Origin of the sequence: Pseudomonas sp. TMW22089, from assembly GCF_022496645.1 — a bacterium.
Taxonomy (GTDB): domain Bacteria; phylum Pseudomonadota; class Gammaproteobacteria; order Pseudomonadales; family Pseudomonadaceae; genus Aquipseudomonas; species Aquipseudomonas paraversuta.
The window spans coordinates 1-19925 of the sequence record NZ_SCFG01000036.1 but is presented as its reverse complement, the minus strand read 5'-3'; the positions used below and the strand labels follow the sequence as shown (position 1 = coordinate 19925).

The following is a 19925-nucleotide window of genomic DNA, read 5'->3' as shown; positions in this document are numbered from 1 at the left end:
CAGGAGCTGGCAAGTCCAGCCCCAAAAAGTCATGCGCCGCTCAGATTTACTGTAGGAGCAGGCAAGCCCACTCCCATAGAGTCATGCGCCGCTCAGATTTACTGCAGGAGCTGGCAAGTCCAGCCCCAAAAAGTCATGCGCCGCTCAGATTTACTGTAGGAGCAGGCAAGCCCACTCCCAAAGAGTCATGCACCGGTCAGATTTCTTGTGGGAGCTGGCTTGCCAGCGATTCAGGCGGCAAGGTCAGGTGGGTAGACCGGGTCGATGCCATCGCGGGCAAGCCCACTCCCACAGGTGGCAAGTGCCACTCTGATTTACTGTAGGAGCAGGCTTGCCCACTCCCACAGAGTCATGTGCCGGTGAGATTTATTGTGGGAGCTGGCTTGCCAGCGATTCAGGCGGCAAGGTCAGGTGGGTAGACCGGGTCGATGCCATCGCGGGCAAGCCCACTCCTACAGGTGGCAGGTGCCACTCAGATTTACTGTAGGAGCTGGCAAGTCCACCCCCACAAAGTCATGTGCCGGTGAGATTTACTGTGGGAGCTGGCTTGCCAGCGATGCAGGCGGCGCGGTCAGGCCTGCGCCTGCCAGGTCATCGGCGGGACGAAGCTTTCGAGTTCGTCTTCCACCGCCTGGATGATATTGCTCACCTGACCCGGGGTCATGGTGGTTGCGCAGGGGATGCCGGCGATGGCGATCAGGGTTTCGCCACTGGCACGATCAAACAGGCGGGCAACCAGGCTCCCCGGCGCATCCATGGTCGCCTCGAAGCCCATTGGATGAAAATGCCAGCGCATCAGCTGGCAGGCATTGGGGAAGGTAACCTTGTGCATGTCGCGTGTTTTGTTCATGGAGCACTTCCTTTTGCTCTGAATTTAAACAGCCAGAGAACAATCTCCGGCAGATGTTTTAGCGAGTGTTTCGTGTTTAAACCTATCATCCATATTCTGTGGCGCTAAGCCTTTTGTTACATACCGATAGACTGTTTAATCCGGTTTTGATGCACATCAAGCCCTGAAGCGTTTTTTAAGCCGTTTACCCCTGCACCTGGCCATTGCTGCCAACGCACAAACTCGGCACTCTCTGCTCTTTTTGCCTACGAGCGTTCCATGTCAGACCCCGATGACGGCCCCGAACAGACCCGCGCTACCGGTCAGACCGTGATGCGTTACCACTTGTGCTGGAAGCACCGTGACCTGGACGGGGTGATGGCGCTTTATCACCCGGACGTGTGCTATCACGATTTTTTTCAGAATCGGGTCATGGCCCTCGACGAACTGCGCGAGTACGTGCGTCTGTCCATGCCAAGGGAGCCGGATGAAGCGCTGGAGCATAGCGATCGTATCCGTCTGGATGGCAATACGGCGTTCATTCAATATCGCATGACCCTGCGTGGCAGCCAGGGGCTGGTGTCATTCCGCGCCAGTGAGGCGATTACGGTGCGCGACGGGCTGATCTGGCGGGTCAATGAGTACGCATCCCTGGTCCATGAAACCGCGATCAATCCGGCGCTCAAACCCTCATTGAGACCGGCCGTCAGCCGTCTTGGGCTCTCGGCGCGGCAATTGAGTTTCATGGCCCGGGACCTGCAAAGCTACTTCGAGCGCCAACAACCCTATCTCGACCCTGAGCTCGATCTGCAGCAAGTGGCCAGTGCCTGCGGCTATACACGTAACCAGATGTCGTATTTGCTCAACCAGGTATTGGGACAAAGCTTTTACCGCTATGTGAATCAGGCACGGCTGCGGCATGTACTGGCGGCAATGGATGCTGCGGTGTCGCCGGTCAAAGTCGATGAGGTGGCGTTCTCGGCCGGGTTCAATTCGATCTCGGCGTTCTACAGCTGTTTTCGCCAGCACACCGGCCAGTCACCCAAGGCTTACGCCAGACAAATTTCTTTGCGGGCACGCGCGCAAGACTTTTCCTGACGCCAGGAGGTAGGGTCGACCCATTCTTTGAAGCAGTGTGGAGTCGGTGATGCCAGCATGGCGCTCAATCAGTTTATGGATGGACCAGCTCGGGGATGAGCTTGCTCCCCGACCGGCGCTCGAACACGACCTGGATGTCGATGTGGCCATCATCGGCGCCGGTTACACCGGGCTCTGGACCGCGTACTACCTCAAGCGCCATGCGCCGCAACTGAACATTGCCATTGTTGAAGCGCAAACGGCGGGCTTTGGCGCCTCCGGTCGCAACGGCGGCTGGCTGATGGGCAATTTGCTGGGCGAGGACCGGTTGCTGGCGGGCTTGTCTGCCGAGCAGCGTCGGGCCTCCTTCGATTTGCTGCACGGCATACCTGATGAAGTGAAAAACGTCATCGATCGTGAAGGCATCGACTGCGATTACCGCAAAGGGGGCGCTTTGTATTGCGCGGCCCGTTACCCCGAGCAAGAAGCCAGTCTGCGCAGTTATCTGGCCAGCCTCTACGCCCAGGGCTTGAACGAATCCGACTACCGCTGGCTGAGCCCGGGCGAACTGGCGCAACAGATCCGCGTCGCCAGGCCCTATGGCGGCATCTTCACTCCCCATGTTGCAACCATTCACCCGGCCAGACTGGTACGCGGCCTGGCCCGCGCCGTTGAGCGCATGGGGGTGCAGATATTCGAGCAAAGCCCGGTCACGCAATGGCAGTCGGGCCAGGTGGTCACAGCCAAAGCCCGGGTGCGCAGCCGTTGGGTGGTGCCGGCCGTGGAAGGCTACGCCAATACCCTGCCAACCCTGGGCCGCTATCAACTGCCGGTACAGAGCCTGCTGGTGGCCACAGAGCCTTTGTCCCAGGCCGTGTGGGACGAGATCGGTCTGTCCCGGGGCCAGGCCTTCAGCGAGAGCAGCCGTCAGGTCACTTACGGCCAGCGCACGGTGGATAACCGCCTGGTGTTCGGTGCGCGGGGCGGTTATCAGTTTGGCGGGCGCCTGCGAGGCAATTTCGACCTCAGCGAAAGCGAAATTGAACTGCGCCGTTATTTGTTTGGCGAACTGTTCCCGCAGCTTAAAGACGTGCGTATCAGCCATGCCTGGGGCGGCAATCTGGGCATGTCGCGGCGGTTTCAGCCACACATGCTCTGTGATCGCCAGCAAGGCATCGCCCTGGCCGGCGGGTATGGCGGCGAAGGGGTAGGCGCCAGTCATCTGGGCGGCCGCACCCTGGCCGACCTGATTTTGCAACGCGACACCCTCGAGGTGACACAGCCCTGGGTGTTGACCGAAGGCGGACTCGCTGCGCTCAAGGCCTGGGAGCCGGAGCCCTGCCGCTGGCTGGGTTACAACGCAATTATCCGCAGCTTCGTCTACGAAGACCAAACCCTGGCCAACCCCCACAGCTCGCCCTTGCGTCGGCGCCTGGCCAGCCGCGTGGCCGGGTTTATGGAAGGTTTCATGCAGTAATTAAACGTCGTCTTGATCAGGAAGCATTTCATGAGCATCACTCAATTCAAAAACACGGCCCTGCTACCGCTACAAGAGTCCTTCCCGGTGGCCGTGCCGCTGGGTACGCCGGTGGCTATCACCTCGGTCACCTGTGTCGAGCGTAACGACGGGGTCGAAACCGGCATCTGGGAATGCACGCCGGGTCGCTGGCGCCGACAGATTGTGGCGCAAGAGTTTTGTCACTTCATTCAAGGGCGCTGCACCTTCACTCCGGATGACGGAGAAACCCTGACCATAGAAGCAGGGGATGCACTGATGTTGCCTGCCAACAGCACCGGCATCTGGGACATTCAGGAGACCGTGCGCAAGACCTATGTCCTGATCCTGTAAGCCTTTGCTCACTTAAAACTGCCGATACCTGCCTATAAAAAAGCTGCCAGAACATGCAAGGAATCGAATCATGATCCGTATGACCCTGTTGCCCCTGATGTTGGCCGGGACTTTGTGTCAGGGCACCGAGACCGTGAAGGTCTATAACTGGTCCGACTACATCGCACCCGACACGATGAAGAACTTTTCCCGTGATTCCGGAGTTGCGTTTACCTACGACCTGTTTGACAGCAACGAGACCCTGGACGGCAGGTTGATGACCGGCAATTCCGGGTATGACGTGGTGTTTCCATCCAACCACTTTATGGCCCGGCAGATTCAGGGCGGGGCCCTGAAGAAGCTCGACAGAAGCCAGTTGCCCAACTGGAAAAACCTCAACCCGGTGCTGCTCAAGGCGCTGGAGGTCAACGATCCGGGGAACCAGCATGGTTTTCCGTACCTGTGGGGCAGTACCGGTATCGGCTACAACGTGGCCAAGGTCAAAGCGGTGCTGGGCGAGAATGCCCCGGTGGATTCCTGGGACCTGATTTTCAAGCCTGAAAACATGGAAAAGCTCAGTAAATGCGGGGTCGCGATACTGGACAACGGTCCGGAAGTGCTGCCCGCGGCGCTGAATTACCTGGGCTTGCCCCATCACAGCAAGAACCCGCAGGACTACAAAAAAGCCGAAGCGCTGCTGATGAAAGTGCGGCCCTATATCAGCTACTTTCACTCGTCCAAGTACACCAGCGACCTGGCCAACGGCAATATTTGTGTGGCGGTAGGCTTTTCGGGAGACATTCTGCAGGCCGAAACCCGGGCCAAAGAGGCCAGTAACGGGGTGGATATAGGTTATTCGATACCTAAGGAAGGTGCGGCGATCTGGTTTGATATGGTGGCCATGCCCGTCGACGCGCCGGACGAGAAGGCCGCTTACAGCTTCATGAACTACTTGCTGCGCCCGGACGTGATGGCCGGTATCACCAACTATGTGCATTACGCCAATGGCAACGAACAGGCCGATGCCCTGGTCAGCCCCGAGATCAAGGCTGACACCAAGGTCTATCCAACGGCGGCGATGATGGACAAGCTGTTTGCCCTCCAGGCCATGCCGTTGAATATCGACCGCATCCGCACGCGGCTATGGACCAAAATCAAGGCCGGTGAATGATCAGCCCAGTGCTTGTGGGTTAACCAGGTTGGCCGGGCGTTCACCGGCCAGTGCCGCCAGCAGATTATCGACCGCACAGCGGGCCATGGCTTCGCGGGTTTCGTGGGTGGCCGAACCTATGTGCGGGGTGGCCACCACGTTATCCAGCTGCCGTAGCGGCGAGGTCAGCTCCAGCGGTTCGCGCTCGAACACATCCAGCCCGGCTGCGCGAATCTGGCCCTCTTGCAAGGCCTGAATCAGTGCCGCTTCGTCCACCACCTTGCCCCGGGAGATATTGATAAAGATGCTCTCGGGGCGCATCAGGGCAAATTGCTCTGCGCCGATCAAACCTTCGGTTTGCGCGGTCAGGGGCAGGGTCAGGCAGATAAAGTCGGCTTGCTGCAACAGTTCATCGAGGCTGCGGTACTGCGCGTTGAACCGTGCCTCTACTGCAGGTTTTGGCGAATTGCTGTGGTAGATCACCGGCATGCCGAAGCCAAAGTGGCCGCGCTGGGCCAGGGCTTCGCCGATGCGGCCCATGCCAATGATGCCCAGGGTTTTGCCATGCACGTCGGTGCCGAACTGCTCGGGGCCGACGTTTTTTTGCCACTGGCCATTGCGCACCAGGTTGGCCAGCTCCACCACGCGCCGGGCGCTGGCCAGAATCAGCGCGAAACCGGTGTCGGCCGTGGTTTCGGTGAGCACGTCGGGGGTGTTGGTGAGCAGGACTTTGCGCTCGGTCAGATAGTCGATGTCGTAGTTATCAACCCCCACCGAAACGCTGGCCACGGCCTCCAGTGCCGGTGCCAGATCCAGCAGCTGCGCATCCAGCCTGAGGCTGGCCCCCAGCAATCCCTGGGCCTGGGGCAGGGCCGCCCGCAGTTGCTCCAAGCCCTGGGCATCAAGGCGCTTGATCAGGGTGACATTGACCTGATCTTCCAGGCGTTGCATCAGGGGCGCGGACAGTTCTTTGTACAGCACGACATTCTTTTTCAAGGTATTCACCGACGTTGAAATCAAGAGTGGGCCAGACCCTGCGTAGCCAATTGCTTGGGCGCAGGGGTGTCATTGACCGTGGGTTTGAGCATCAGGGTCAGCAGCACGGAAATCATCAGCGCGCCGCTCATCAACAGGAAGGAAGCTCCCGGTGAACCGGTCTCGCTGTTCAGGTATCCGACCAGATAGGAGCCGGCAAACGAACCCAGGGCCCCCATGCTGTTAATCAGCGCCATGGCGCCCCCGGCCACGTTGGACGGCAGTATTTCCGGGATGATGGCGAAAAACGGACCGTAGGGTGCATACATGCAGGCACCGGCAATCACCAGCAGGCTGTAGGACCACCAGAAGTGTTCCGCACCCAGCACGTAGGAGCCGTAGAAGGCGATGGAGGCGATCAGCAGCGGCGGCCAGACGAAGCGTTTGCGTTTTTGCAGTTTGTCCGAGCCCCACGACACCACGAGCATCGCGATCACTGCAGCCAGATAGGGCAGGGCCGAGAGCCAGCCGGCCTCGATCATGTCCATCTGCGCGCCGTGTTTGAGAATCGACGGCAGCCACAGGACAAAACCGTACACCCCGATGCTCCAGCAGAAGAACTGCAAGGACAGCAGGATCACTTTTGGCGAGCGGAAGGCCGCAGCGTAGTTTTTTACCGGTTTCATTCCGACCTGTTCGGCATCCAGCGCGCTTTGCAGGTCGTGTTTCTCTTGAGTGCTGAGCCATTTGGCTTCGCTTGGACGGTCATCGGCCAGGCGCCACCAGATAAACGCCCAGAGCACAGCAGGCAGGCCCTCGACGATAAACATCCAGCGCCAGCTGTAATGCTGCACCAGGTAGCCCGAGACCACCGACATCCAGAGCATGGTGACCGGGTTGCCGAGAATCAGGAAGGTGTTGGCGCGCGAGCGTTCGGCACGGGTGAACCAGTGGCACAGGTACACCAGCATTGCCGGCATGACTGCGGCTTCAACCACTCCGAGCATGAAGCGAATGGCAATCAGGTTGTAGGCGTTGGACACGACGCCGGTCAGGGTCGCCAGGCTGCCCCAGAGGATCAGGCTGACGAATATCAGTTTCTTGACGCTGTTTTTCTGCGCATAAATCGCCCCCGGGACCTGGAAGAAGAAATACCCGAGGAAGAACAAAGCGCCGAGCAACGACGACAGCCCGGGAGTGATGTTGAGGTCTTCGGCCATGCCGGAGGCCGCAGCAAACCCGTAGTTAGCCCGGTCCAGGTAGGCCAGGCTGTAGGTGATAAATACGATCGGCATGATGTACCACCAACGACGGGCGGCGAGTTTTAACGAGTGCATGGTGGTGCTCCTGAGCTTGTTTTTTTTGTCGCAGCAGGTAACGGGTGCAGCAAAATCACGGTGTTTATTCGGGCGCAGTCTGCGCGTTGTGGTGCGTCAGTTCGGCCCGGGTCGGTAGCCCTTCCATATCGCCACGGCTTTGCACGGCACGGCTGCCAACCCAGTTGCCACGCTGCACGGCTTCGGCAAAGTCGAGGTTTTCCAGCAAGGCACTGATGACGCCCACAGCAAAGCCATCGCCGGCGCCAACGGTGTCGATCACCTGGGCAACCGGTACGGCGGGCACGAATTGTTCAAGCTCGGCGGTGCGCCAGTAAGCGCCCTTGGCTCCCAGCTTGATGATCACCGCTTCTGCTCCTTGGTCGAGGTAGAACGCAGCGATGTCGCCCGGATCGTCGTAGCCAGTCAGTAACCGGCCCTCGCTCAGCCCTGGCAGTACCCAGTCGGCGTGGGCGGCGAGGGCGTTGATGTCGCGAATCATTTGCTGCTCGCTGGCCCATAGCGACGGTCGCAGGTTGGGATCGAACGACACGCTGTTACCGGCTTTGCGCATGGACTTCATCAGCTCAAAGGACAATTCATTGCAGCTGGCCGAGAGGGCTGGAGGAATGCCGGTGGCGTGCAAATGGCGGGCATCGAGCAATTGCGGGGTAATGGCGTCGAGGCCCAGATGACTGGCGGCCGAACCGCGGCGGAAATACTCCACTTGCGGATCGCTGCCGTCATCTACCCGTGACTTGAGTTGAAAACCGGTGGGGTGCTGCGGGTCGATGGCCACGTGCTGGCAGTCCAGCCCTTCGGCTTGCAGGGTGTTGCGCACGAAACGGCCGAGGGAATCGTTGCCTACGCGACTCAGCCATTTAACATTGAAACCCAGGCGTGCCAGGCCGATGGCGACGTTGCTGTCGGCCCCGGCAATACGTTTGTGAAACAGCTCGACCTGGTCCAGATCGCCGCAGTGTTCAGCCACCCACATGGCCATGGTTTCGCCAAACGACAACACATCAAACTTAGACATGGCTCAGCTCCTGTTGCTGTTGGCTCAGTTTGGCCAGTACCGCGACATGCTCTTTGGTCAGCCGGTCGAGGTCGCTGCCCTGCAGCGGATATTCGACGGCGCGGGTCAGGCCATGGGGCATGTGGGTCATCAGTTGCTGCCACATTTGCAGGTCGGTGGCGGTTGGCGCTATGGCAATCAGCTTGCCGTCCGGGCGCCGGGCCACGCCTTTGCAGTGCAGGTAGCTGACGTAACGGCCGAGCAGGCGGGCGGCGGTGCCGGCTGACTGGTCCTGCCACTGCCAGTTACCAATGTCGAAGGTCATGCTGATCGGGGCCTGCTGTTGATCGACCTTGTCGAAGAAACGCTGCATCGGCTCGATCCGCCCGCCCTGGGACGTCTGGTCGTTTTCTACCAGCAATTTCACGGACTGTTGGTTCAGGCAGGCAGCCAGGTTTTGCAGATCGCAGTGTTCGGTGAAATAGCCCAGTGAGACTTTCAGCCATTTCGCACCGAAGGCATGGGCCCGCTGCAGGGTGGCGATCAATTGTGGATTGGGGCGCGACTGCCCGGCTTCCCACAGCTCCATTGGCGAAGAGAACACGCACTCAAGTCCGTGCTGCTGCACGGCCTGGCTGAAGGCTACCGGGTCTTCGCCGGTGAGCAATTCTTCCCGCAGCTCGATGCGGGTTGCACCGGCATTGGCCAGTACCTCGATGAAGCTGTGTTGTCCGCGCTGGCGAACCAGGTCGGCGCCGTAGCTCGACAGGCTGATGGATACGGGAAATGTGGTCATTGTCATTAATCTCTGAAACCGGTTTCATTTTGTTGTTAGGAAGTGCCGCAGGCTTAAACAGGCAACCGGCGGCAATAAAGCGTCAGGTAGCAGGGCGTTGAGTGGAGCCGCGCTTGATCAGGCTTGCAGCAAAATCCAGGACCCGGGCGGGTGCCTTGTCGCCCTTGAGGCGTCTGAGCAGGCAGTCAAAAGCGCTGGCGCCAATCTGTTGGGTGGGTTGGGCGAGGGCTGTGATACCGCTGCCGACCAGAGGGAACCATTCCAGGTCATCCAGGGCGATCAGGCCGGCATCCTCGAACAAGCGACAGTTCAGCTCGCGCAAGATATGGGTGCAGGCCAGCGCGGCCACGCCATTGGCACAAAACAGTGCCTTGGGGCCGTTGCCGGGGGTTTGCAGGAAAGACTGGATGTCGGCCCGCAGTTGCGTACCGGTTTGCACCACGGCACCACGCAGTGCCGGGCGTGCGGCCAGTTGCGTGGTGAAGCTGTGAATGCGCTCGATCCGTGAGCTGGTGCCATCAACGGGCTCGCTGACCAGCAACAGATCGCGGTAGCCCTGTTGCTCAAGGTGATCAAGGGCAATGCGCACGGCATGGGCGTTATCGAGGCCGACCAGATCGGTTTGCAGTTGCTCGACCTTGCGATCGATCAGGACGATGGGCATTTCCTGATGCAACTGTTGCAGGGCCACAGGATCATGGCCGAGGGTGTTAAGGATCAGGCCTTCGATATTGTAAGAGCGCAGGGCAGCGAGATGCTGGCGCTCCTGTTCATCGTTGCGGTCGGTGTTGCACACCACCAGGTTGTAACCGTGCTGCCGGCAGGCGGTTTCGACCCCATGCATTACTGCAATCGAGTAGGGGTTGCGGATATCGGCCACCAGCATGCCGATCAGCCGGGTGCGTCCGCGTTTCAAGCCGCGGGCCATTTGATTGGGCCGGTAGCCCAGCTCGTTGATTGCCCGTTCGATACGCTGGCTGATAGCTTCGGACAGCAAGGCGCGGTCTTCGCCGATAAAACGCGACACGCTGGCCTTGGATACACCGGCAAGTCGGGCAACATCAAGCATGGTCACGCGGGTGCGCTGGGCGGCAGAAAAACTGTTCACGGCCTGAAACCTTTTATTTGAGTTATCGCAGGCGATTTCGCGTGAGGGCGCTGAAACCGGTTTCAGGAAAACTCAAATCACCGGTTCGAGTCAAGTGCCGTTTGTAATATCGGTGCCCTGGACCAGGGTTACAGGGAGCGATTTTGCCTCGCGATGCAGGCGACGGGGGCATACCTGCAGGATCGTGGTGATGCCATCGCGGGCAAGCCCGCTCCCACAGTGCTGGGGTGTGGGTGTGGGGTGTCTGCTGTAGGAGCGAGCTTGCCTCGCGATGCAGGCGACGGGGCATACCTGCAGGATCGCGCTGATGCCATCGCGGGCAAGCCCGCTCCCACAGTGGCGGGGTGTGGGTGTGGGGTGTCTGCTGTAGGAGCGAGCTTGCCTCGCGATGCAGGCGACGGGGTATACCTGCAGGATCGCGCTGATGCCATCGCGGGCAAGCCCGCTCCCACAGTGGCGGGGTGTGGGTGTGGAATGTCTGTTGTAGGAGCGAGCTTGCCTCGCGATACAGGCGACGGGGCATACCTGCAGGATCGCGCTGATGCCATCGCGGGCAAGCCCGCTCCCACAAGGGTGGAATGTGAGGTGTGGGGTGCCTGCTGTATTTTGGTTAATTAAAAACCCTATATAAAGACGAACTGGCGACAGGTTTATTTAAATAAAAAAGTGCTGACCGGTCAGTCATGTTGCAAAAGGCCATTATCGATAAAATCGCTATTGTTATTCCTCAAGTGAATATGATGATTCTAATATTCGATGACTGAAAAAAATATTTCCCGGGGTGTTCAATGTTTGCTGTTGTTTATCCGGCTCTGGAGTTTCGATGGCAAAAAAACACTGGACTAAATATTTCGACTTGTGTCAGTTTCGCCCGGCCATAAACGGCGAGTGATAGTACGATCTCGCCATGGGGTCGTCGTGGTCTGTCAAAATTTTCTACTGTTAAACAAGGAAGTGTTTACATGTCGAAACTTAAAGAGAAAGCGTTACTGTCGGTTGGCCAGAGTCAGGCCGCAATCAGCAGCAGTTCCGCTTTTACCCAGATTGATAACTTCAGTCACTTCTATGACCGCGGCGATCATCTGGTCAACGGCAAGCCTTCGTTGACCACCGATCAGGCGGCTGATCAGTTGACGCGTTCCGGTGCCAGTTGGCATGACCTTAACGGCGACGGTGTGATCAACCTCAGCTACAGCTTCCTCACGGCGCCACCAGTGGGCTATGCCACCCGTGGCCTGGGCACGTTCGGCCAATTCTCGGCGCTGCAAAAGGAACAGGCCAAGCTGTCGCTGGAATCCTGGGCCGACGTAGCCAAAGTGACCTTCACCGAAGGGCCGGCTGCCCGTGGCGATGACGGCCATATGACCTTTGCCAATTTCAGTGCCAGCAATGGCGGCGCGGCCTTTGCCTACCTGCCAAACAGCGCCCGCAAAGGCGAGTCGTGGTATCTGATCAACAAGGACTATGAGGTCAACAAGACACCGGGCGAGGGCAACTACGGCCGTCAAACCCTGACCCATGAAATCGGGCACACCCTGGGGTTGTCGCACCCGGGTGACTACAACGCGGGTAATGGCAACCCCACCTATCGCGATGCGGTCTATGGCGAAGACACCCGTGCCTACAGCGTGATGAGCTACTGGAGTGAAAGTAAAACCGGTCAGCACTTCACCAACAGCGGTGAAGGTGCCTACGCATCAGCACCGCAGATGGATGATATTGCAGCCATCCAGAAGCTGTACGGTGCCAACCTGCAAACCCGTGCCGAGGACACCGTCTATGGCTTCAACTCCACGGCGGACCGTGATCACTACAGCGCAACTTCAGCCAGCGACAAGCTGATTTTCTCGGTGTGGGATGGCGGCGGCAACGACACCCTGGACTTCTCGGGTTTCAGCCAGAACCAGAAGATCAACCTCACTGCCGGTTCGTTCTCCGACGTCGGTGGCATGACCGGTAACGTCTCGATTGCCCAGGGCGTAATTATCGAAAACGCCATTGGCGGCGCGGGCAACGACCTGTTGATCGGTAACAGCGCCGATAACGTGCTCAAGGGCGGTGCCGGTAACGACATCATCTACGGCGCCGGTGGTGCCGACACCTTGTGGGGCGGCACAGGGGCCGATGTGTTTGTGTTCGCAGCGGTGTCAGACTCAGCGCCGCAGGCAGCCGATATCATCATGGACTTCCAGTCCGGTATCGACAAAATTGACGTCTCGGCCATCAGCAACCTGGCCGCTCTGAATTTTGTCGATACCTTCACCGGCCATGCCGGTGAAGCGATCGTCAGCTACGACCAGGCCAGTAATCTGGGGCACTTTGCCGTCGACTTCAGCGGTCACGCTGTGGCCGATTTCCTGGTGAACACCGTGGGCCAAATGGCAACGTACGACATCGTCGTTTAAGTCAGCCGCTGGATGGGCAGCGCGCAAGCGCTGCCTTTTGCCTGGAATTCACACCCATGCACAACACGCGAAGAGCATTCAGGTTTTTCAAGGCAACGGGCTATGTCGCCGCATTGCTGACCTTCACCATAGAGAGCGCCATGGCCAATTCCCTGTTGTTACTGAGCCCCGCGCAACTGGCGGGCAGCTGGACCTTTTACCCCCAGGATGACGCCACACAGGCCTGTCAGGTGCAACTGGTTGCCGACAAAACCTTCAGCCCTGAAATCAAATGTCTTGAAGTCTGGCTGGGGCAAGCGCCCGCGAGCTGGTCTGCGACCCCGGACGGGATATTTCTGATGGGCAAGGACGGCACGGATCTGGTGCATATGGATCGTATTGAACCCGGTCTTTATGAAGCGCAACTGGCGGGGAGCAAAGTTCTGATGATGAAACGGTTGCCTGAATAAACCGGGCGCAAGCATTTATTTAAAATCGTAAAGCGCTGCGTGGGCAGATCAGTGGCTGGTTTAATCTGCGTAGCAGTTTTACGTGTTTGGGTACTACCTGATTTATTCATCAAGGAAGATGCATGAAGCGGCTGAACAATACGCCTGTCGCACCGTTAATACATGCGCTGGCTGACTATAAAAGTATTTTGATCAGCGTCGGCTGTTTCACGGCCTTGATCAATATATTGATGCTGGTGCCCTCCATTTATATGTTGCAGGTGTATGACCGGGTTTTGTCTTCGCAAAACACCACGACACTGGCCATGTTGTCATTAATGGTCGTGGGTTTTTTTATCTTTATCGGGATGCTTGAAACGGTCCGTAGTTTTATTGTTATCCGCATCGGTAGTCAGTTGGAGCGCCGCTTCAACCAACAGGTGTACCGGGCGGCATTCGAGCGCAACCTGCTCAACGGTCAGGCCCAGGCCGGCCAGGCGCTGGGTGATCTGACCCTGATTCGTCAATTTGTCACTGGCCCTGCGCTGTTTGCGTTCTTCGATGCGCCGTGGTTTCCGATTTATCTGTTTGTGATCTATGGGTTCAATCTCTGGCTTGGGGTGCTGGCCACGGCCGGTGCCGTGCTGTTAATTGGCCTGGCGTGCATCAACGAACTCATGACCCGCCAGTCCCTGGCCCGGGCCAGCGTCTACTCCCAGCAATCCAGCCAACTGGCCAGCAGCCATCTGCACAACGCCGAGACCATTCAGGCAATGGGCATGCTGAGTGTGTTGCGCAAGCGCTGGTTCAACCTGCATTCGCGGTTTCTGGCTGAACAGAACAAGGCCAGTGACACCGGGGCCGTGATCGGCTCCATCAGCAAAACCTTGCGTTTATGCCTGCAATCGCTGGTGCTCGGCCTGGGCGCCTGGCTGGTGATTGAGGGCCAGATGAGCGCCGGGATGATGATTGCCGGTTCCATCCTGATGGGCCGGGTATTGAGCCCCATCGATCAGTTGATTGGCGTGTGGAAACAATGGAGTTCGGCACGACTTGCCTACCAGCGACTCGACAGCCTGCTTGGCCAGCATCCGGTCACCCAGGACAACATGACATTGCCTGTGCCCAAGGGGCAGGTGAGCTTCGAGCAGGTCAGTGCCGCGCCGCCGGGCAAGCGGCTGGCGACCTTGCAGCAGGTCAGTTTCAGCCTCAACCCCGGGGAAGTGCTGGGCGTGCTGGGAGCTTCCGGTTCCGGCAAGTCGACGCTGGCCCGGGTGCTGGTGGGTGTATGGCCAACGCTGGCCGGCACCGTGCGCCTGGACGCTGCCGATATCCATCAGTGGAATCGCGACCAGCTCGGCCCCCACCTCGGTTATTTGCCCCAGGACATCGAGCTGTTCAGTGGCAGCATTGCCGAAAACATCGCGCGTTTCCGCGAGGCCGATGCGCAGCTAGTGGTTGAAGCGGCGCGCCAGGCCGGGGTGCACGAAATGATCCTGCGCCTGCCCCAGGGGTACGACACGCTGCTGGGGGATGCAGGCAGTGGTCTGTCCGGCGGTCAGAAACAACGGGTGGCGCTGGCCCGGGCCTTGTATGGCAGCCCCTGCCTGGTGGTGCTGGATGAGCCCAATTCCAATCTCGATACGGTGGGCGATGCAGCGCTGAGCCGTGCCATTGCCCAACTCAAGGCTGACGGGCGCACGGTGGTGCTGGTGACCCATCGTTCCTCATCGTTGGCCCAGACCGACAAATTGCTGGTCCTCAATGAAGGCCGAACCCAGGCGTTCGGGCCCACGGCCGAGGTGCTCAAGGCATTGGCCGGTGCCCAGAAACCTACCAGCCTAAACCGCCAGAGTGCAGGCGCATGAGCAAGGACGCTCCGATCATGAGTGATAACCATCAGCCAGCACGGGGTGCAGGCTTTTACGTACGAATGGGCTGGGTCCTGACCATCGTCGGTGCGGGCAGTTTCTTTCTGTGGGCCAGCCTGGCGCCGCTGGACGAGGGGCTTGCAGTGCAAGGCACGGTGGTGGTGTCGGGCAAGCGCAAGGCCGTGCAGTCATTGGGGGCCGGGGTGGTGACTCAGATTCTGGTGCACGAAGGGCAGGCGGTGCATCAGGGGCAACCGTTGTTTCAACTGGACCCCACCCAGGTCGAGGCCGATGTGCAATCGCTGCGCGCGCAATACCGCATGGCCCGGGCCAGCGTGGCCCGCTGGCAAAGCGAGCGTGACAACTTGCAGCGGGTAAATTTCGGCCCCGAGTTGAGTCTCGATCCCGACCCGCGACTGGCCCTGGTGCTAGAAGGTCAGCAGCAATTGTTCAGCAGCCGTCGGGAGGCCTTTGCCCGCGAGCAGGCGGGGCTCAAGGCCAGCATTGAAGGGGCTACGCAGCAGCTGTCGGGCATGCGCCGGGCACGGGGAGATCAATTGGCCCAGGCCGACTCCTTGCGTCAGCAGTTGAGCAATCTGCGACCGCTGGCAGAAAACGGCTACATCCCGCGTAACCGCTTGCTGGAGTACGAACGGCAGCTGTCGCAGATTCAGCAGGATCTTGCGCAAAACAGCGGCGAAAGCGGACGCATCGAGCAGGGCATTCTGGAATCACGGCTCAAACTGGCGCAGCACATTGATGAGTACCAGAAGGAGGTCCGCAGCCAGTTGGCCGATGCCCGGCTCAAAAGTCTGACCCTGGAGCAGCAACTGGCGTCGGCCAGCTTTGATCTGCAACACAGTGAAATCACCGCACCGGCGGATGGCATTGCGGTCAACCTTGGGGTGCATACCGAGGGCGCCGTGGTGCGGGCAGGGGAAACCTTGCTGGAAATTGTGCCCCAGGACGCACGTCTGGAGGTGGAAGGGCGTCTGCCGGTGAACCTGGTGGACCGGGTGGGTAGCGCACTGGCGGTGGACATTCTGTTTACCGCATTCAATCAGAGCACTACGCCGCGGGTATCGGGTGAAGTCAGCCTGGTGTCGGCCGACCAGATGCTCGACGAGAAAACCGGCATGCCGTACTACGTGCTGCGCAGTACGGTCAGTGACCAGGCGCTGGAAAAGCTCAACGGACTGGTGATCAAACCCGGGATGCCGGCCGAGATGTTTGTGCGCACCGGCGAACGCTCGCTGCTCAACTACTTGTTCAAACCGCTGCTGGATCGCGCAGGTTCTGCGTTGACTGAGCGATAGGATGCTGCGACCGATGAAAACAGTTTTTAAAGTGAGCCTGGCTGCTGCGCTGTGGTTAAGCCTGGGTGCCAGCGCCCAGGCGATGGGACCTTTTGAGGTATACGAACAGGCGCTGCGCAATGATCCGACCTTTCTCGGGGCCATGAAGGAGCGCGACGCGGGGCTGGAAAACCGGGTTATTGGCCGCGCCGGCCTGCTACCCAGGTTGTCCTATAGCTACAACAAGGGGCGCAACAACTCCCAGGCCACTTATTTGAACGAACGCGGTAACACCCATGAGGACCGCAACTACAACAGCTATGGCTCGACCTTTATGGTGCAGCAGCCACTGATCGACTACGAGGCCTACGCCAACTACCGCAAAGGTGTGGCCCAGGCCCTGTTTGCCGATGAAAGTTTTCGCAGCAAGAGTCAGGAGTTGTTGGTGCGTGTGCTGACGCACTACACCCAGGCCCTGTTTGCCCAGGATCAGATCGATATCGCCCGCGCCAAGAAAAAAGCCTACGAACAGCAGTTCCGGCAAAACCAGCAGATGTTTCAACAGGGCGAGGGCACCCGCACCGATATCCTTGAAGCCGAGTCGCGCTACGAACTGGCCACGGCCGAGGAGATCCAGGCCATTGATGAGCAGGACGCCGCCTTGCGCGAGCTGGGGGCGTTGATTGGCACTGAGTCGGTGAGCATCGAGCAGTTGCAGCCGCTGGCGGCGGCCTTCAACCCGTTACCGCTGGAGCCGGCCAACTTCGCCACCTGGCATGCCATGGCCCTGGCCAACAACCCGGAGCTGGCGTCGCAACGCGAGGCACTGGAGGTGGCGCGCTATGAGGTCGAGCGCAACCGCGCCGGCCATCTGCCCAAACTCAATGCCTATGCCAGCGTGCGCAAGATGGAGTCCGACAGCGGTAACACCTATAACCAGCGCTATGACACCAACACCATCGGCATTGAAGTCAGCCTGCCGCTCTATTCAGGGGGCGGGGTGTCGGCGTCGGTGCGTCAGGCCGGCAGCAATCTGGCCCGGGTGGAATATGAACTGGAAGGTAAAACCCGGGAAACCCTGATCGAACTGAGGCGCCAGTTCAACGCCTGTCTGTCGGGGGGGAACAAGTTGCGTGCCTATCAAAAAGCCCTGACCTCGGCGCAAGCGCTGGTGGTCTCTACCCGGCAAAGCATTCTGGGGGGCGAGCGGGTCAATCTTGATGCCTTGAACGCCGAGCAACAGCTCTACACCACGCGCCGGGATCTGGCACAAACCCGCTACGACTATTTATTGGCGTGGACCAAATTGCACTTTTACGCCGGCACGCTGGGCGAGCAGGATCTGGCACGGGTCGATGAGGCCTTTGTGCGTCCGTTTGATTAATCAGGAGAGTAAAACCATGGCAGTTTTTGACTACAAGGATGTAGGGTCAAACGTGTCTGCGGCACTGTTTAAAGATGCATTGGCGATCACGCTTTATAGCTACCACAACCTCGATAATGGCTTTGCCGTGGGCTACCAGAAAAATGGCATGGGTACCGGTCTGCCGGCCACCCTGGTCAAGGCCGTGCTCGGCGGCGTGGATTCACAGGGGGTGGTGCCGGGTATCCCGTGGAACCCGGACTCGGAAAAACTGGCCCGGGAAGCGGTGGAAAAAGCCGGCTGGAGCCCCATTAGCGCGCAGCAGCTGGGTTATGCAGGCAAAGTCGATCAGCGCGGGACATTTTTCGGTGAAAAGCCGGGCTATGACAGCGCCCAAGTGGAGATCCTCGGCAAGTACGACGCCGATGGGCAACTGACCGCTATCGGTATCGGTTTTCGCGGCACCAGCGGGCCACGGGAATCCTTGATTAGTGATTCCATCGGTGATGCCATCAGTGATTTGCTGGCCGCCATCGGGCCTGCCGATTACGCCAAAAATTACACCGGCAACGCCTTTGACAGCTTATTGGGCAAGGTCGCGGCCTTTGCCGGCAGCCACGGCCTGGCAGGCAAGGATGTGCTGGTCAGCGGCCATAGCCTGGGCGGGCTGGCCGTCAATAGCCTGGCTGACTTGAGTGGCGATCATTGGTCAGGGTTTTATCGTGATGCCAGCTACATTGCCTTTGCCTCGCCGACGCAAAGTACCGTTACCTCCAATGTGCTGAATATCGGCTATGAGAACGATCCGGTGTTCCGCGCCCTCAACGGGTCGGACTTCAGCCTGTCATCCCTGGGAGTGCATGACGCCAATCAAGCGTCTGCCACCAACAACATTGTGAGTTTCAACGATCACTACGCATCTGTGGCGTGGAACCTGATGCCGTTTTCCATCGCCAATGTCTCGACCTGGGTCACTCACTTGCCCAGCGGCTACGAAAGTGGGATGAACCGTATTCTTGATTCGGCCTTCTATGACCTGACGCACAAGGACTCGACCATCGTGGTGGCCAACCTGTCCAACCCGGCGCGGGAAAATAACTGGGTCCAGGATCTGAACCGCAACGCCGAGAAGCACACGGGCACTACCTTGATCATCGGCAGTGAGGGTAACGACCTGATCCAGGGCGGGCGCGGCAATGACTTTCTCGAAGGTCGCGATGGCAATGACAGCTTTCGCGACAGCGGTGGTTACAACATCATTCTGGGGGGCAAGGGGGTCAATACTCTGGACCTGCAGCAGTCCCTGAACCGGGTAGATGTAGTCAATGACGGACAGGGCACTTTGTATGTGCGCGACAACCATGGCGGTATCACCCTTGCCCGGGATATCAGCCTGTTAGTCAGCGATGAGCCCGGCTGGCTGGGGCTGAGCAAGGCGGTCAGCCATCGGGTTGCCGATGACGGTCTATGGGCCGGCAATAGCCGCACGGACTACACCCATTCGGTGAACGCAGGGCCGGGCGACAGCACCCTCAAGGCCGGTGATCACGGTGACTGGCTGCTGGGTCAGGGCGGCAACGATCATTTGCTTGGATCGGCGGGTAATGATGTGTTTATCGGTGGCGCTGGTGATGACCTGCTGGAATCGGTGGGTGGTAGCAATACCTTTGTCTTCAGCGGGCATTTCGGCAACGACACCTTGCTGGGCTATCAGCCCGCCGACCGCCTGGTTTTCCTGGGCGTGGAGGGTGGCCATGAGGCCGATTACCGGGCCCATGCCAGTGTGTCCGGGAATGACACCGTGCTGAGTTTTGGCAGTGACTCGGTGACTCTGGTTGGTGTGGGACTGGCCTCGCTGGTGGGTAGCGATATCGTTATCGCCTAGGGCCGAGCCTGCTTCCGGCGGTAGCCGCAGCCATAGAAAGCCGTGATACAGCACATGGATATGTGTGCGGTATTCCAGTTGCTTGAACCAGGTACATATCCGTTCTATGTATCACGGCTTTTTACGGGTTTCGCCCTTACGGCGAGGCACTTTTGGCAAACGCCCCAAAAGTACCCAAAAGGTCTGTGCCCTACCATACGGCCGAGCTCGCCTAGGCTCGCCCGGTACCCTCACTCCGGCGCTGTTGTGGGGGCACGCCGTGACGGGCCATCCATGGCCCGGCACGGCTGGCTCGGCGTCCTGCCTCGCCACCCCCACAACAGCACCTGCGTTCGGCCTCCTGTGATGGGCATCCGTGTCGTTCCGACTATCCAGTGGCGGGAGGGGCATCGTTTTTAAAAGCAAAAAGCAAAACAGCGCCTACAAGGTCGTTTTTGATCTGCTTTTGATTTGTTTTTGATCTTGATCTACTGGCCCCTTCGGGAGGCTGAGAGGAGGTTCTGCGTAGTGGTCCTCCCGGCATGGATGCCGGGAGAGCCGTGTTGGGCCATGGATGGCCCGTCACGGCGTGGCCACGGAGC

At 59.2% G+C, this 19925-nt stretch carries 16 protein-coding genes; 10 read left to right on the top strand and 6 right to left on the bottom strand.

The features are described from left to right. Nucleotides 1-571: 571 nt before the first annotated feature. Nucleotides 572-850, bottom strand: coding sequence for a DUF1652 domain-containing protein (locus EQV90_RS20785; protein WP_003445856.1), 279 nt, complete (start codon nucleotides 848-850; stop codon nucleotides 572-574). A 258-nt stretch (nucleotides 851-1108) separates the two neighbouring features. Here EQV90_RS20785 and EQV90_RS20780 point away from each other — a divergent pair, with 258 nt between their 5' ends. The 4 genes from EQV90_RS20780 (at nucleotide 1109) to EQV90_RS20765 (ending at nucleotide 4905) form a co-directional block, all read left to right on the top strand. Then, on the top strand, nucleotides 1109-1927 hold the full coding sequence (locus EQV90_RS20780; protein ID WP_003445855.1) for a helix-turn-helix domain-containing protein: 819 nt from the start codon (nucleotides 1109-1111) through the stop codon (nucleotides 1925-1927). Nucleotides 1928-1976: 49 nt separating this feature from the next. Further along, nucleotides 1977-3383: an FAD-dependent oxidoreductase gene (locus EQV90_RS20775; protein WP_202210782.1), complete on the top strand. Its 1407-nt coding sequence runs from the start codon at nucleotides 1977-1979 to the stop codon at nucleotides 3381-3383. A gap of 30 nt (nucleotides 3384-3413) precedes the next feature. Then, entirely contained in the window at nucleotides 3414-3755 is a 342-nt protein-coding gene (locus EQV90_RS20770; RefSeq protein WP_240878618.1) for a cupin domain-containing protein, read from the top strand. 70 nt (nucleotides 3756-3825) lie between these two features. Next, nucleotides 3826-4905 carry a polyamine ABC transporter substrate-binding protein gene (locus EQV90_RS20765; protein ID WP_240878617.1) on the top strand — a complete coding sequence of 360 codons (1080 nt, stop codon included), beginning with the start codon at nucleotides 3826-3828 and terminating at the stop codon, nucleotides 4903-4905. Here EQV90_RS20765 and EQV90_RS20760 read toward each other — a convergent pair whose 3' ends face one another. The 5 genes from EQV90_RS20760 to EQV90_RS20740 form a co-directional block, all read right to left on the bottom strand. Further along, nucleotides 4906-5880, bottom strand: a complete 975-nt coding sequence (locus EQV90_RS20760; protein ID WP_037001812.1) for an NAD(P)-dependent oxidoreductase — start codon at nucleotides 5878-5880, stop codon at nucleotides 4906-4908. Between the two features lie 20 nt (nucleotides 5881-5900). Next, the gene (locus tag EQV90_RS20755) at nucleotides 5901-7196 is read right to left on the bottom strand and encodes an MFS transporter (protein ID WP_240878616.1); all 1296 of its coding nucleotides are present in this window, start codon (nucleotides 7194-7196) and stop codon (nucleotides 5901-5903) included. A 64-nt stretch (nucleotides 7197-7260) separates the two neighbouring features. Continuing rightward, nucleotides 7261-8214 carry a sugar kinase gene (locus tag EQV90_RS20750; RefSeq protein WP_003445848.1) on the bottom strand — a complete coding sequence of 318 codons (954 nt, stop codon included), beginning with the start codon at nucleotides 8212-8214 and terminating at the stop codon, nucleotides 7261-7263. Next, nucleotides 8207-8989, bottom strand: a complete 783-nt coding sequence (locus EQV90_RS20745) for a TIM barrel protein (RefSeq protein WP_010657164.1) — start codon at nucleotides 8987-8989, stop codon at nucleotides 8207-8209. Before EQV90_RS20745 ends, EQV90_RS20750 begins: the two co-directional genes overlap by 8 nt. Nucleotides 8990-9071: 82 nt before the next feature. Continuing rightward, the gene (locus tag EQV90_RS20740; RefSeq protein WP_003445845.1) at nucleotides 9072-10097 is read right to left on the bottom strand and encodes a LacI family DNA-binding transcriptional regulator; all 1026 of its coding nucleotides are present in this window, start codon (nucleotides 10095-10097) and stop codon (nucleotides 9072-9074) included. Nucleotides 10098-11059: 962 nt separating this feature from the next. Between EQV90_RS20740 and EQV90_RS20735 the strand changes: the two genes are divergently transcribed. The 6 genes from EQV90_RS20735 (at nucleotide 11060) to EQV90_RS20710 (ending at nucleotide 19344) form a co-directional block, all read left to right on the top strand. Further along, on the top strand, nucleotides 11060-12502 hold the full coding sequence (locus tag EQV90_RS20735) for a serralysin family metalloprotease (RefSeq protein ID WP_010657163.1): 1443 nt from the start codon (nucleotides 11060-11062) through the stop codon (nucleotides 12500-12502). Between the two features lie 56 nt (nucleotides 12503-12558). Further along, entirely contained in the window at nucleotides 12559-12951 is a 393-nt protein-coding gene (locus tag EQV90_RS20730) for an AprI/Inh family metalloprotease inhibitor (protein ID WP_003445843.1), read from the top strand. Between the two features lie 122 nt (nucleotides 12952-13073). After that, nucleotides 13074-14798: a type I secretion system permease/ATPase gene (locus EQV90_RS20725; protein WP_010657161.1), complete on the top strand. Its 1725-nt coding sequence runs from the start codon at nucleotides 13074-13076 to the stop codon at nucleotides 14796-14798. After that, nucleotides 14795-16117 (top strand): HlyD family type I secretion periplasmic adaptor subunit, encoded by a 1323-nt coding sequence (locus EQV90_RS20720; RefSeq protein WP_240878615.1) that lies wholly within the window; start codon nucleotides 14795-14797, stop codon nucleotides 16115-16117. The genes EQV90_RS20725 and EQV90_RS20720 overlap by 4 nt, the downstream gene beginning before the upstream one ends. 13 nt (nucleotides 16118-16130) lie before the next feature. Then, nucleotides 16131-17480 carry a TolC family outer membrane protein gene (locus EQV90_RS20715; protein ID WP_236010182.1) on the top strand — a complete coding sequence of 450 codons (1350 nt, stop codon included), beginning with the start codon at nucleotides 16131-16133 and terminating at the stop codon, nucleotides 17478-17480. A 16-nt stretch (nucleotides 17481-17496) separates the two neighbouring features. Beyond that, nucleotides 17497-19344, top strand: coding sequence for a polyurethanase (locus EQV90_RS20710; RefSeq protein ID WP_203008495.1), 1848 nt, complete (start codon nucleotides 17497-17499; stop codon nucleotides 19342-19344). Nucleotides 19345-19925 lie beyond the last annotated feature (581 nt).

Bases quoted from the DNA above. Each gene is read 5' to 3' on its own strand.
- EQV90_RS20735 (WP_010657163.1), top strand. From the start codon at position 11,060: ATGTCGAAACTTAAAGAGAAAGCGTTACTGTCGGTTGGCCAGAGTCAG.
- EQV90_RS20785 (WP_003445856.1), bottom strand. From the start codon at position 850: ATGAACAAAACACGCGACATGCACAAGGTTACCTTCCCCAATGCCTGC.
- EQV90_RS20725 (WP_010657161.1), top strand. From the start codon at position 13,074: ATGAAGCGGCTGAACAATACGCCTGTCGCACCGTTAATACATGCGCTG.
- EQV90_RS20775 (WP_202210782.1), top strand. From the start codon at position 1,977: ATGCCAGCATGGCGCTCAATCAGTTTATGGATGGACCAGCTCGGGGAT.
- EQV90_RS20745 (WP_010657164.1), bottom strand. From the start codon at position 8,989: ATGACCACATTTCCCGTATCCATCAGCCTGTCGAGCTACGGCGCCGAC.
- EQV90_RS20730 (WP_003445843.1), top strand. From the start codon at position 12,559: ATGCACAACACGCGAAGAGCATTCAGGTTTTTCAAGGCAACGGGCTAT.
- EQV90_RS20710 (WP_203008495.1), top strand. From the start codon at position 17,497: ATGGCAGTTTTTGACTACAAGGATGTAGGGTCAAACGTGTCTGCGGCA.
- EQV90_RS20755 (WP_240878616.1), bottom strand. From the start codon at position 7,196: ATGCACTCGTTAAAACTCGCCGCCCGTCGTTGGTGGTACATCATGCCG.
- EQV90_RS20780 (WP_003445855.1), top strand. From the start codon at position 1,109: ATGTCAGACCCCGATGACGGCCCCGAACAGACCCGCGCTACCGGTCAG.
- EQV90_RS20715 (WP_236010182.1), top strand. From the start codon at position 16,131: ATGAAAACAGTTTTTAAAGTGAGCCTGGCTGCTGCGCTGTGGTTAAGC.
- EQV90_RS20720 (WP_240878615.1), top strand. From the start codon at position 14,795: ATGAGCAAGGACGCTCCGATCATGAGTGATAACCATCAGCCAGCACGG.
- EQV90_RS20770 (WP_240878618.1), top strand. From the start codon at position 3,414: ATGAGCATCACTCAATTCAAAAACACGGCCCTGCTACCGCTACAAGAG.
- EQV90_RS20750 (WP_003445848.1), bottom strand. From the start codon at position 8,214: ATGTCTAAGTTTGATGTGTTGTCGTTTGGCGAAACCATGGCCATGTGG.
- EQV90_RS20765 (WP_240878617.1), top strand. From the start codon at position 3,826: ATGATCCGTATGACCCTGTTGCCCCTGATGTTGGCCGGGACTTTGTGT.